A 13,935-nucleotide genomic window follows, 5' to 3' on the forward strand; every position below is an offset into this window, starting at 1 on the left:
AGTAATGAGGTAAAAGACGAAAGAGGTGTGGATTTGAAATAAAGTTTAATCGTTTTGAAAATTTATTTCAAACCAACAATATTACTAATATGTATCAGCGTAAAAATTACTTAAATAAATTCCAAACAAAAAACTCTTTAAAATTATTACAGAGTTTTTTGTCGACTTTTCATTTGCTATTTACTTGGTGATAAAGTCAAATCTCCAAATTTCTTTTTAATAGCTGAAGTCGTTGCCTTAAATTTATATTTATCACCATCTTTATTTACTCCAAATACAATTGGATCTTTCCCATCTTTTTCTAAACTAATTTCATCTTTGTTAATCTTATTGGCTTCGAACAAGGGATGGCAGGAAGCCATCTTAATTGTTGGACATACAGAAAGTGTAACTTCACTATCTATCGAGTGTGTGTTTGGTGCATAATAGTCATACACCGAAATGGATGTGAATTAACTGATGATTAATAAAGCCTATAAGTTTCGTATCTATCCAAATTAAGCACAAGCTATTCTAATCAATAAAACGATCGGTTGTTTTCGCTTTGTATTCAATCATTTCCTATCCCTATAGGCTCACGCATGCAAAGAAACGCAAAAAGGTTGACATATGATTGACGTTTAACAAATCACTTGATAATATATTAGGTATCTAACATGTTAGTGGGTGATTTTTTGTCTTTATATGAACAAGTTAAACGCATTAATGAAGCTGAATATACAATAAACCGTTTGATATATAAACATTACAAGCAATATTTAAATATTGGCATTACAACACAACAAGCAGTTGTATTAGATATTGTATATTTAGCGAAACGTATTACGGTCGGTGAAATTGCGATTGAAATGAATATAAGCTCCAGCGCAGTTAGCCAATTAATAGCGAAATTGGAAAAGAATCAATATATTAAAAGGGAAATTAATCTTCAAAATCGACGTGAAATATATATAACGTTAGATGAAAAAGGATTAGAGTATTTTTCGAAACAAGATTATGTAGAACAGCAAATTGCAGATAAAATTTACAGCAAACTTTCATCAAAAGAGCTAGACGAATTTGAAAGAATTGTTGATAAATTAAGGGGGATTGTGATGAAGGAATTATAAAAATCCCTTCATGCCTAATATTTTAGATATCTAATTTGTTTAGGGGGCTAAAGTATGAGGGGTTTACTTGAAACTATCGCTTTTAACGGTGCAGTTTATTATGAAAAAAACGGTCAAATCAATCAGTATTTTCATGGTTATCAAGAACTCGAAAAGAAGCACCTTATTAACAAAAATACACAATTTAATCTAGCATCATTAAGTAAAATGTTTACAGCGGTAATGACGTTTCAGCTAATCGAAAAAGGACAGCTACAGTTAGAAGATAAAATTACATGTTGGTTTAACGTACCATATTTTACAGAAGTAACAGTTGCAGAATTACTTACACACACATCTGGTATTCCAGAGTATATCACAGACGATTTAACAATAAGTGTTGAAACATTTATCGAAGGAGTGCTACCACAAAATACATCAAATGAGCATTGGTCTTATAGTAATACAAATTATGTTTTACTTGCCAAAATAATTGAAAAAGTGAGTGGTTTATCGTATGAAACGTATTTGCAACAATATATTGCAGAGCCATTAAATCTTACTCATATGACCACACAACCTATAAAGCAATCTGTAGCGCAAGGTCAAACGTTTAATTATGAGAAGCAACAATATAAAAATGTGCTTGATGACCCATATTTACACGAAATCGAAAAATATAATGATCAATATGGTGACGGTGGTATTTATGCAACAGTCGCAGAGGTAGCGAAGTTTTTAAAAGCATTTTGGCAAGGGCAGTACATTAGCAAAGAGATTGTTCAATTTATGTTAACACCGACAGAAGTCACTAATAATTATAGTTATGGCTTTATCATTCAAAATGAGTGGGTTGGTCATACAGGTGGATGGCTTGGTTGCTCAGCACAAGCTTTTATAAATATATCTACAGGGGAAGTAATTGTGTTAGCGACGAATCAAGAAGTGTTTCCTCAATATGAACAAGAAATTATGAATTACTTAATGGGAATACAATATGCTGTAGAAGCACCAAAATATGTGATGACTTTACCGCTCACTATTAAAGATGATATTACGGGTTGCTATGAATTAGCAGATGGACTTGGCACAAGATTTACAATTAAAAAGGATGTACAATTTATGATTTCATTTGAACATCAGTTGTCTGTCCCACTTTTTAAAATAGATGAGTCATATTATTGGATACGTAATACGATGAGTTATGTAGATGATGCGAAGCATTTATTTATCGATGAAGGTATTGAAATACCATATCAAAAAGTTAATTGATATGGTCAGGAAGGTTCTGTTGTGAACTACTCGCCACTTAGCAAAGCTTGAAGTGGGAGCTTCTCAGTTCTACAAAGAAATTAACCTTTCGATTCCCTGAGCGATACTTCGGGGTATTACACCTAGATTTCCAATGCATGGACGCTCTTGTGGTAAGGTTGATATTTTACAAAGGAACCACATGGCTTAGTTTTAGCACTCTATTTTCTTCCTATAACCTCTTATATCAAGTTATTAAAGAACTTTATATAGCTTGTTTATCAAAAGTTTTTGGCTTTGCCAAAACGAAATTCAGCTCCCATCTATCGTTGGGTTACGCCCTTCACACGCTTGAGGAAGGAGAGTTCTTTCGGGGAATAAGTAAAATATCACATGTATAATTCTCCTTTTGCCTTTTTCTAGAGTGTTGCCTCAGTTAGACAATTTTTCAACAGAATTTTCAAAGTTATCCATATGATCAAAAAAGAACAGATGGATTTGCAGGATTAGTCTATCCAAAAGTGGGAGGTGTTCATTCATTAAAAGTTTGAACTTACAGTATAGGTTTCGATACCATTAGGAATCTACTAGCATTTGTAATCTTTTTCATGTATTTGCACCAAAATCCATTATTATAAGTAAATATGGTACAAAAATGATAAAACTCTTTTAAGGGAAATAATAAAGATTGACGGTTTATAAGTCACCTGCTAACATATTAGTTATCTAACATATTAGTTGCTTAATATATTAGTTATCTAACGTATTAGCGGGTGATTTTTTGTCTTTATATGAACAAGTTAAGCGTATTAATGAAGCTACATATACAATAGACCGTCTGATATTTAAACATTATAAACAATATTTAAATATCGGTATTACAACACAACAGGCGGTTGTATTAGATATTGTGTACGTGGCTAAGCGCAGTACGGTCGGCGAAATTGCGATGGAAATGAATATAAGCTCTAGTGCAGTTAGCCAACTGATTGCAAAATTAGAAAAGAATCAATATATCAAACGAGAAATTAATCTACAAAATCGACGTGAAATATTTATAACGTTAGATGAAAAAGGAGTGGAGTATTTTTCAAAGCAAGATTATGTAAAACAGCAAGTCTCAGATAAAATTTACAGCAAACTTACATCAAAAGATGTAGATGAATTAGAGCGTATTGTTGAAAAATTAAAGGAGATCGCGATGAAGGAATTATAATGATCTTTTTATGTTTAATTTGTTAGATGTCTAATTCTTTTAGGTTATTAACAAGTGAAGGTTTACTTGAAAATATTACATTTACTTGTGCTATGTATCATGAAAGAAATAGATAAATCATGTTATTAAGAAATTACAAAGCAGCATCTTATTAAGGAAAATACACGATTTAATCTAGCATTATTAAATAAATATCTACAGCGGGGCATTCTAGCTAATCGAAAAAGGGCAGCTACGGTTAAAGATAAAATTATAAGTTGGTTTAACGTACAGCATTGTACAGAAGTGACAGTGGCAGAATTACTTATACATCCGGTATTTTAGAGTATATTGCGAAAGATTTCATAATAAGTGTTAAATAATTTAATAGTCTTGTAGTTTTCTATTATAAATGGGATACAAGATTGCTAACATTATTTAAATTACATCATAAAAAAGTTGTATAGTGTCATAAATCTAGCTTTGAAATAAAGTCATTATGTATATAAACAAATGTGATGTTTAGAAAAAGTTTCTCAATCTTCATTTCCAATTAATTCGTTTACAAAATTACCTACATATGCTAATTTAATGGAGCTGAAGTAATAATATGGAAAAATAGTGATGTAGTAACTCTGAATTGAAAAATGAAGTAAATTATTTGGGAACTATGTTAGAAACTATCGTTGGTGTCATGAATGGTGTATCTGTATAATCAAACGATACATTGAATAATACCCCGTATAAAAATGTATTGAGTCAAGGTATAAATTCTGAGTAGGATTTTCTACTATTGAAAGATGAATTATCAGAATTGATGAAATTCAAAATCTTAATTCTTAAAATGAAAATCTATAATTTAATAATTTCTCAAAGCAAAAAGAATTAGTATCAAAAATTACAAAAGTAGAAAATAGATAGAGCAAACTGTAGAAATTGAATTATTAAACGTTAGTATGTACGTTGGTTTTCAAAAAGGAGACTCTATTGAAGTAGAGGAAGGTGGTTCTATAGTTAGTTATAATAAAAATGAGATAACACAGATATTCTACCGTTGTTTCGCTTAACGGCATTTATAAAAAAGTTTAAAGAAATGCCATTTTTAAACTTTTTTATGAAGGGAATTCTATATCACGAAAAACTGACTATACATTTTGCATATTCAATTGGTGTGTGATTGCCAAATACTGAGTTGATTCTCTTTGAATTATAGAAGAATACAATATACTCAAAAAGTGATTTTTTACTTTACTCATTGTTTTATACTTCGTTTGATAAACAAGTTCTTGATTAAGAATGCGGTGAAGGTATGTGATACAAGCATTAATTGTAATAGTTTCTTTTGCGGTTCAAGTTGCCTATCAATTTATATTGTTTTAATAGTTTTGATAATCACTGGAAGCATACTGAATACTATACTCACTTGTTCTTTTTCAATTTTGATATTTCTATATATTTGGTTGAATTCTTGGGGGCTTGAAATGTTTTGCGCATAAGTTTTTGGTCGGTATAGCCATTTGGAATAACTACATTTAGAAATTCTCAGACTTTGCAGATCTTCTTCACTCAATATTGGGAGCGATGATGGTGAATAAATTCTAAATTAATCGAGTACTATGTCATAATTAGTGCATCGCCTTTTTTAGAATTCTATTTTCCTCTTTGAGATTATTTAATTACTTTTGTAATGCTCTTAGTTCAGTACCTGAGGTAGAAATTTACTTCAAGTTGTTCGCTATTCTTTTTAATTCAACTATATAAGGGATTCACAATTAATCCAGTTTCTCGAATTAATTGTGCCACGGGTTTATTGTTCTCTAGAATATACTTTACTGTTTCTTTTTTATGTTGCATTATGACATTTTCCATTTGCTTTTTCCATATAAACACCACATTATTGTTATATTTTTTAGTAAAACAATATAGGGCTGCCTTTTAGTCTAGTATCAAGCCTAAAAGCATGAATTTATTACTATTTAATGTCTGTATATTCTTATAAAATCTAACGAAGGGCAGGTATAAATACTTATGGATCATGTGTTTTTTGAAGAGCTGAGCTTTATTATATGTAACATGAAAAAGTATAAAGATGAATTAAGATCAATCCTTATGGAAGTCAGCACGATTGAAAGTGCTGAGTATGAAATTAGTTCTAGCATTAATGTTCTGGAGCAAGCAACAAAGGAACTGAAATATATGAAAAGAGATATAGTTGAAAAAGTAGCAATCTTCTATCCAACTAACTCTATTCTATATTCTTATATTTTATATGCAATTATTCCAAGCTATTACTGTAAAAATATTTTCTTAAGACCGTCCACATTATCTCATTCTACTACGTTAAAAATTCATAATTTTTTTAATAAATATTCTAATTTGAATGTAAAAATTGAACCTATTGGATATGCAGAATTTAAAAAGAAAACATCTGATGCAGAAGTGGTGGTATTTACAGGTAATTATCATAATAGCCTATCTGTTCAAAAGGACTATCCTGGCGCGCTCTTTCTATTTTTTGGTTCCGGCTTAAATCCTTTTTTCATAGGCGCTGAAGCTGATATCGAATATGCTGCTGGAAAAGCTGTAGAGGCTCGAGTGTTCAATTCTGGTCAGGATTGCATGTGTCCGGATTTATTTTTTATCCACAGAAGTCAAAAAAAAAGGTTCGTCAAATGCTTGTTGCAGCAGTTAAATGAGATGAAAATGTCTGGACGAATGAGTGACAAGGTCAAAAACAGTAATTATAAAGAGCTAGTGCTGCAGGCTGAGATATTTCTTACTGATTATCAAGAAAAAATTGTATATGGAGGCCAAGTGGATATAGATAAGAGTTGGATTGAACCTACTGTTTTGGTTTCCGATATGGATGATATGCCGCGATATGAGGAGCACTTTACCCCGATTTTTAATGTTGTTTCCTATCATGATGCGTCTGAGGTACTCAATTGGCTTATGGATGCAAAACGCTTGGAATCGTCATTTGGTGTATCTGTTTTTGGGAATACAGATTTAATCGGGCCATTAAAAAAACATTATACAGTTGCCCTTAACAAAACACTTTTTGATATGGAATGTGGCCATCAGCCTTTTGGTGGTTATGGTCCAAAGGCAAGTTATGTGAAATACAACGACTGCATGGAAAGCAGGCCAATTTTAATTTCTAAAGAAGTCAACCGAGTATTTAATCAATATATAATGCAGGTTAATTAAAAATTAGGGGGAGTTGTTTTTGTTCACTTCTATATGGGATTTTTATGCATATTTATTAAAAAATTCAAATATTAAAAAGGTCTTTGCTATGGTGGGAGAAGGCGAAGGTCTTCTAGAATCTGCACACTTAGCCAATATGGATGTGTATACATCGAAAGACCAAAGAATTGCAGCAAGTATGGCTATGGGGTATTCTCAAGCCTCAGGTGAACCGGTCGTTTATGCGACAAGCCCCGGTCCAGGACTTGTGAATGGATTAACGGCAGTGTTGGAGTCTTTTTCTGCGTGTGTTCCTCTGATTATCATTTCTGCAGGGACATCGAGAACATCCATTGGAACAGGAGCTTTTCAAGAACTCAACAGTATCGAATTGATGAAAGCTATCACAAAATGGCAGTATAGGGTTGAACACGAAGATCAAGCAGAGTGGGCGCTAAAAAGAGCGGTACATATGGCTATAAATGGAAGGCCTGGACCGGTTTATTTAGAAATACCAAATGATCTGGAGCAACAGCGGTATGAGCAGCCCTCTTCATTGATTCAAAAAGAGCCGATTGTCATGTGCCCAAATCCAAGACAGATAAGCTTGACTGCAGAGATTTTAACGAGATCAAAACGACCGGTGTTTATCGCAGGAGGAGGTTGTCAAAATAATTCTTTGTTAGGCCAATCTCTTTTGACCTTGGCTGAAAAATTTCAGGCCGCCGTGTTTACCACTGCTTCTGGTAGGGGGATTGTGAATGAGCAGCATCCACATGTATTTGGCAATATAGGTCTTTATGCTTTGCCAGAAGCAAAGGAATTATTGAGGGAAGGGGATGTCTTTCTGGCTTTTGGCACGCAACTTGAAGAAACAGCTTTAATGGGATGGAAAGATATTGCAGATGAAAATTTGTTTATACATATCGATTGTGATTACCAAAGTTTGAGAAAGTCCGTTGATGAAGATGTGAGCATCTTAGGTGACGTTTCCTTAACTGTGCAGCAGCTGCTGGAACATGAGGAGAATGAAGGATCAAAGCGACATTCATGGCTAGAGAGACAGAGGCGGGTCAAATATCAGCTCACTAGCGAATGGACTAAATCCGATTTTTCAAAGCACCCTGTCAGAGCTGCTTATCATATATTGTCACAGAATATGGAAGGAAATAACATTTTGGTTCAGGATAACGGACTTCATGATATATGGGGCTATTCCTATCCTATTTTTATTAATCAATTGGGAAGAACTCTTGTACCTGGCGAACAAACTGCCCTTGGTGTGCCAATGGGGGCAAGCATCGGAGCTAAATTAGCTCAGCCTGAATCCACCATTATTACGTTTATTGGAGATGGCTCATTTGAAATGGGAAAAGGGGCATTAGATGCAGCATACGAGCTGGGTTTGGGTATGATTTATATCGTTATTAATAATGGAGGCTATTCGTGGCCGCGATTTAATCAACAAAAAATGAATGTTTCTATTGGATGTGATTTTAGAGAGCATCAATGGGCTCATGCGATTCAATCTCTTCAAGGAGCTTTTTATTCTCCAACTAATGAAGAAGAATTCAAAAATGCTATTTGTGAAGCTAAAGAGCAATGTAAACAGGGGAAACTGTCCTTAATTGAAATATGCATAGACTGGAAAACGGATATTCCATATACAGTACAACAGGAGTATGGGGTGTAGGGCATGATAGGATTAAAAAACAAAGTGAGTGTCGGCCATCAAGATCAAACAGATAAAATTCAATATTTAACAAATAAATTCATCCTCTTAATGAAGGCTAACCATATAGAGTCGAAAGAGGCTGTCGCTCTTTCAATAAGAGATCCGCTGCTATTTTACGCAGCCTATAAAGGGTGTAGTGAACTGGGAATTATTCCAGTCGTGACAGGTGCGATGAAAAATCCTCAAAAAGAGCTTGCGCGGATTCAAGTGCCGCTTTTCTGCTATGAGGCGGATCATGGTTTTTGTGTTGAACGTTATGATGGCATTGAAAAGGCACTTCTTCCAGAAGGAATCGGGGCTATTATCAGAACGACAGGATCGGTTACTGGTATGCCTAAATTTGTCATCTGGTCTAAAAAGGGAATCAAATATCAAAGTGAACAAACAATCACAAGAATGGGCTTTACCGAAAGAGATATTATGTTTGCGGCTGTTCCTTTGTGGGGAGCTTATGGCTTGACTCTGATTAATATCATTGAAACATGCAAAATGAACCTGGTTATTCCAGAACATTTGCGGCCTCGGTATGTTTTGCAATTAATGAAAGAAAGTGGTGCTACTTTGTTTGAGGGAACACCTTCATTCTACAAAATCATGCTTGAGCATTTCAGTAAGGACATGGATGAACGAAAGGCAGTTTCCAACATGCGGAGCTGGGGATGTGGAGGAGAAATCTTACCTGAAACTGTCGCAGAAAAATGGTTTGAACTAATAAAACGTCCTATTCTCGACGGATATGGGCTTTCAGAAGCTGGACCCAATGTGGCGTTGAATGCATGGAATGATTTTTGTATAGGAACGGTGGGAAGGCCACTGGAAGGGACGGAATTAAAACTGAACGAAAAGGGAGAGCTACTTGTTAGGAGCCCTAGCAATATGATGGGCTATTTTGGTCCAAATTCACAGGAAAATCCACTCGATTCTGAAGGATGGCTTAATACTGGAGATTTAGCAGAGATCAATGAGGAAGGTTATGTAAAAATTATAGGCCGGACGAAAAATATTATTGTGATTAAAGAAAAAAATATTAGTCCTGAATATATCGAGAATAAGCTGCGCCACTTTCAAGAAATTCAAGACGTTGTCGTTATTGGTGTTCATAATGAAAACAACGGTGTGCGTCTCGCTGCCATATACATTAGCAAAAACAAAAGTGAAATCAACTCAAAAAATGTAAAATGCTATGCACAAAAGCATTTAGAAAAAGAACAAGTTCCTTTTTATTACAAACAACTGGATGAATTTCCGATGCTGGCAAATGGAAAAATTGACCGGAATGCTTTAAGGGAAATGTGTTTTACAAAACAAGCAAAGGGTGTGATTGAGTGAAGAATGAACCTTCAGTTGTTCTTATTGGCATTGAAGTCGACGTTATAAACGGGGTTCCGAGCTATCAATGGATCACAAAAAATGAGATACCAATTGAAAGAGAACCCTTTCAATATCAAAAAAGTAAATTTAACGATGAGACTGTAGAACCGTTATGTGAAGGACTGTATAAAATTATTACTGAATTATCACATCAAGGATTTGTCCATTCTAATGATGATATTGGCCTGTTTGTCAATGTTTCAAATGCGATTTGGCCTGATATTGAACGATACGTAAAAGCTTTGGAAAAAGGAAAAAAGGCTGTTAGGCCTCACATGACGATATCTTTTGAAAATAGTCTTCCAACTGCTCAAGCAGCCATACAACTTGGTCTCAATGGACCCTCTACAACGTTTGCAGATTACTGTGGCAAAATGTATGGAATTGGATTAGCGCATAACGCTTTAGTAGACCGACTGGCCGGTCTAATGTTAGTGGCAGAAATTTATCGAGCACCTGAAACTGACTATGAAAATTTCACCGGTCGGATTACAATTGCCGCTTTAACAAATGCATGCCGTCTTCAAAACTACCAACCTCTGTTTGAAATACGGAACTGGGAATGGGAAAACGAACATGATGAACACTTAAGTTTTAGTGAATGGATTCACCATTGCGTCGAGAGTAATAAAGGACAAGGTGTAAGTCGTTTAACATAAAGGCAGTGGAAGGAGCTGTAAATATGAATAGGATTGGCATTAGTGGAATGGGGCTTGTTTCTCCATTTGGGCTTGGAATGAATTCATTTGAAGAAGGGTTATATTCAGGGGAATGTGCTATGTCGCCTATTACCCGTTTTGATGCAAGTGGTTTTAGGAGTCAAATAGCTGGCCAGGTAAAGGGGAATGTTCTTCATTCTAAGGAAAGTATCGCTAAACAATTTTTATCATTTGCCATGAAAGAGGCTGTAGAAATCGCTGGTTTAAGTGAAAAAAAGATAGAACATCACAGGACGGGATTGATTCTTCCGGTTGTAACAGGGCCGGACAATGACACAATGGAAAATGAAGCTAATGAATGGATCATGGATCCTGAACATCATCTTCCAACTTCTTTATTTCAGACAAGAAACATCATTAGACCGACGTCTGCTTGTGCGTCAATTGGTACAGCACTTTCAATTGGCTACAGCATGATTCGACATGGCCAGTTGGATAGGGTCTTTATCGCACGTGCAGAAGTATTTAATAAGTATGACTTTGCTTCACTTGATATTGTCAGAGCCATAACAAAAACTGAAGCAAAGCCCTTTGATCTCAAGAGAAATGGCATTACGATCGGTGAGGGGGCAGGAGTCATTATATTAGAGTCGGCGGATAGTTTGAAAGAACGTAAACATAAGCCGTTGGCATGGCTTGACGGTGCCAGTTGTGTATTAGGTGGAGAAAAGCAAAATATGATTGAGCTAGATAAGGGAAAGGTAGTCAAATCTATTCAAACAGCGCTCCAACTGGCAGGGGTCAATAAGCCAGATTATATACATGCTCATGCAACTGGAACGCCGCAAGGAGATGTGATCGAATCAGAAGCATTGGTGGAAACCATTGAAGATGGAAGCAGTATACCGGTGAGTTCTCATAAAGGAGCATGTGGGCATTTGTTGCGTTGTTCAGGTTTTTTGGGAACAGCAGCTGCTTTATTGGCCTTGAAGCTGCAATGTATTCCGCCGACAACAGGTTTAGATCAGCTTGATCCGAAAATTACCGCAAATATTATGAAAGAAAAGGCATTTGCGAACATATCTAGCGTGCTTGTCAATAACTTTGGGTTTTGTGGGAATTATGCATCCTATTTGATTCAACACCCTACAATTGAATGGAATGGAAATATCAAGTGAACTATGAAAAATTGTTTATTTAATTAATATAGATAGAGAAAAATAATCTTGGAGTTTACTCGTTGTAAGGGATCTTGTATAGTTAAGCCCCATTTTGGAAATGAAAATTGCAGAAACAATCAAAATGCACTTGTTTTTTGCTTGCTACAATATATACAATTTCTCAAATTATCTAAGCAGGTAATCTTGTCATTTTGAATGGTGGAAGTGGTGAGAAAGCAAGGCGTGTTTGCATTAATAAAAGGAACCTTCATTGTATATGTAGAGAGAAATAAAGAGGAAATAAAATACAAAGAGTTAGAGTTTTTGAAGGGGGAATAACGTTGAATTTTAGCAGTGAGCAATCACTAGCAGATATTGGACGTGCCTTGACAGGGGCTTCGTTTGTCATCGGCGTGTTTATTTGCATCAATTTATTTATTTTATACAGAGTCATTGTACAGGCTCTGAGAAAAGAGCGTTCACTTGTTGTATCGGCAAAGAATAGATTGCTTTTGGGTGTGGCAGTTGTTATATATGGGGCCTTAATTTACGTTCTTCATGAATCTTATAAGTGGCTAAAATCTGAGTTTGTCGATTTACAAGCAGTTAGTACACAAATGTCAATTGTATATTGGTTATCGATTGGATTGATAGGTCTGTATATTCTCTACTATACGCTTACTTTATTTTATAAAAAAGAAGGGCAGGAACAGTTTCTGCTAATGATTATCAGTGGGGCTGTAAGTGGGTTGAGCAATACGTTTGTCATATACATCATTAATCAATCGTTAAATACGAAAGACAACTTTACGAATGGTTTATTCTATGCCTTTTTAATTGGGTTGGTTGTTCATATCATTGCAGAACGATACATTCGTACAAGGATTGCTGTAATTACCAATCGAGTAGTTTATGAAAAAAGGGTTAAGCTGATTGATAAAACGTTGCAAATTCCATTTGAACGAATGGAGCGTTTTGAGAAAGGAAAAATCAGTGCTTGTTTAAATAATGATACAGAAAAAATTAGTGAAGGCATGCATTTAGCAGTTACTGGTGCGACCAATTTAATTACTTTGTTTTTCTGTCTAATTTATTTGGGTATGTTGAGCTTTTGGGGCCTTGTTTTGTCTTTGGGCGTTGTTGTGGTCACTATTCTAATCAATCTATTTGTTGCAGGGGAAGCAACTAGACTGTATGAAGAGACAAGGGACATTCAAAATAAGTTTTTTGGTTTTATTAATGACATGTTGGCAGGATTCAAAGAGTTGAAGCTAAATAGAGCAAGAAAACTGGCATTCCAACAAAATTTTGAAGAAGCTTGCAGCGACTATCGTAAAAAGGGAACAAAGGTTGACCTAAAGTTCGCTAACGCTTTTATTATGGAAGACATGATTCTATTGTCGGTTGTTGGATTTGTGGCGTTTCTCTTTCCATTGATTTTCAAAATGCAAGGTGAATTGCTGTACAATTATGTTTTTATTTTCCTTTATATGATTGGCCCTGTCACCTATCTGCTGCATTCTTTTCCGCAAATTATGCAGATTCAAGTAAGCTGGAAACGTATTAATAGTTTAATGGAAGAGGTCGCTGAATTAGAAAAAGAAGACCGTATTTCTGTCGAACCGTCGCCTGAAAAGAAAGTGATTCTCACTTTAAAGGGAGTCCAATTCCAATATAAAGGTACAAGCGGAGAAGATTTTTCAGTTGGACCAATTGATTATGAATTTAAGGCTGGAGAAATTACCTTTATTACTGGAGGGAATGGAAGTGGGAAATCAACCTTTGCTAAGCTTGTTACCGGCCTTTATCCGGCTGATCGAGGAGAAACTCTCATTAACGGCGTTTCTAAAACACCAGAACAAATCCAAGAATACTATTCTGCAATTTTTAGCGACTTTTATCTTTTTGACCGTCTCTATGGTATAGATATTGATGGAAGAGAGCAGGAAATTCAAAGCTTGCTTGAGCTTCTTAGAATTCAGGATAAGGTCACAATCAAAGATGGTGAATTCAGCACGACTAAACTGTCGACAGGTCAAAAGAAGCGTTTGGCTTTGCTAGTTTCATATTTAGAGGATCGACCTATTTGTTTATTTGATGAATGGGCGGCAGATCAAGATCCAGAATATCGCAAATTCTTCTACTACAATTTGCTTCCTATGTTAAGAGATGAAGGGAAGTGTGTCATTGCAATTACACATGACGATCAATACTTCCATAAGGCTGATCATCTTATCAAAATGGAGCAAGGCCAGTTTGTAGAAAATAAGGATATATGAGGAGGTAC

General features: G+C 35.1%; 10 protein-coding genes and 2 pseudogenes. 10 read left to right on the plus strand and 2 right to left on the minus strand.

All coding sequences use genetic code 11. The features are described from left to right. Positions 1–176 precede the first annotated feature (176 nt). On the minus strand, positions 177–344 hold the full coding sequence (locus ES895_RS29470) for a hypothetical protein (protein ID WP_167754535.1): 168 nt from the start codon (positions 342–344) through the stop codon (positions 177–179). 115 nt (positions 345–459) lie between these two features. On the opposite strand from ES895_RS29470, the pseudogene ES895_RS23565 reads away from it, so the two are divergent. From ES895_RS23565 to ES895_RS23585, 4 genes and pseudogenes are all read left to right on the plus strand, one after another. Further along, positions 460–570, plus strand: a pseudogene (locus tag ES895_RS23565) (helix-turn-helix domain-containing protein); the annotation flags it as partial. A 104-nt stretch (positions 571–674) separates the two neighbouring features. After that, the gene (locus tag ES895_RS23570) at positions 675–1,109 is read left to right on the plus strand and encodes a MarR family winged helix-turn-helix transcriptional regulator (RefSeq protein WP_000061082.1); all 435 of its coding nucleotides are present in this window, start codon (positions 675–677) and stop codon (positions 1,107–1,109) included. Between the two features lie 54 nt (positions 1,110–1,163). After that, complete coding sequence (locus ES895_RS23575) at positions 1,164–2,360, plus strand: serine hydrolase domain-containing protein (RefSeq protein ID WP_135238698.1); 1,197 nt, start codon at positions 1,164–1,166, stop codon at positions 2,358–2,360. Between the two features lie 760 nt (positions 2,361–3,120). After that, positions 3,121–3,555 carry a MarR family winged helix-turn-helix transcriptional regulator gene (locus ES895_RS23585; RefSeq protein WP_000061084.1) on the plus strand — a complete coding sequence of 145 codons (435 nt, stop codon included), beginning with the start codon at positions 3,121–3,123 and terminating at the stop codon, positions 3,553–3,555. Positions 3,556–4,665: 1,110 nt separating this feature from the next. On the opposite strand, the pseudogene ES895_RS30275 reads toward ES895_RS23585, so the two are convergent. Then, positions 4,666–4,770 (minus strand): annotated as a pseudogene (locus tag ES895_RS30275) (hypothetical protein); the annotation flags it as partial. Between the two features lie 792 nt (positions 4,771–5,562). Between ES895_RS30275 and ES895_RS23595 the strand changes: the two are divergent. The 6 genes from ES895_RS23595 (at position 5,563) to ES895_RS23625 (ending at position 13,927) form a co-directional block, all read left to right on the plus strand. Further along, positions 5,563–6,744: an aldehyde dehydrogenase family protein gene (locus ES895_RS23595; protein ID WP_000350127.1), complete on the plus strand. Its 1,182-nt coding sequence runs from the start codon at positions 5,563–5,565 to the stop codon at positions 6,742–6,744. A 19-nt stretch (positions 6,745–6,763) separates the two neighbouring features. Further along, on the plus strand, positions 6,764–8,416 hold the full coding sequence (locus ES895_RS23600) for a thiamine pyrophosphate-binding protein (protein WP_000495213.1): 1,653 nt from the start codon (positions 6,764–6,766) through the stop codon (positions 8,414–8,416). A 3-nt stretch (positions 8,417–8,419) separates the two neighbouring features. After that, positions 8,420–9,787 (plus strand): class I adenylate-forming enzyme family protein, encoded by a 1,368-nt coding sequence (locus ES895_RS23605; RefSeq protein ID WP_000579675.1) that lies wholly within the window; start codon positions 8,420–8,422, stop codon positions 9,785–9,787. Then, a complete protein-coding gene (locus ES895_RS23610; protein ID WP_000787316.1) occupies positions 9,784–10,488 on the plus strand; it encodes a hypothetical protein in 705 nt (234 codons plus the stop codon). The genes ES895_RS23605 and ES895_RS23610 overlap by 4 nt, the downstream gene beginning before the upstream one ends. A gap of 23 nt (positions 10,489–10,511) precedes the next feature. Further along, complete coding sequence (locus tag ES895_RS23615; RefSeq protein ID WP_001079735.1) at positions 10,512–11,666, plus strand: beta-ketoacyl-[acyl-carrier-protein] synthase family protein; 1,155 nt, start codon at positions 10,512–10,514, stop codon at positions 11,664–11,666. A gap of 323 nt (positions 11,667–11,989) precedes the next feature. Next, positions 11,990–13,927, plus strand: a complete 1,938-nt coding sequence (locus tag ES895_RS23625; protein WP_047956812.1) for a cyclic peptide export ABC transporter — start codon at positions 11,990–11,992, stop codon at positions 13,925–13,927. Positions 13,928–13,935 lie beyond the last annotated feature (8 nt).

This window comes from Bacillus sp. 007/AIA-02/001 (assembly GCF_004634455.1).
Taxonomy (GTDB): domain Bacteria; phylum Bacillota; class Bacilli; order Bacillales; family Bacillaceae_G; genus Bacillus_A; species Bacillus_A cereus.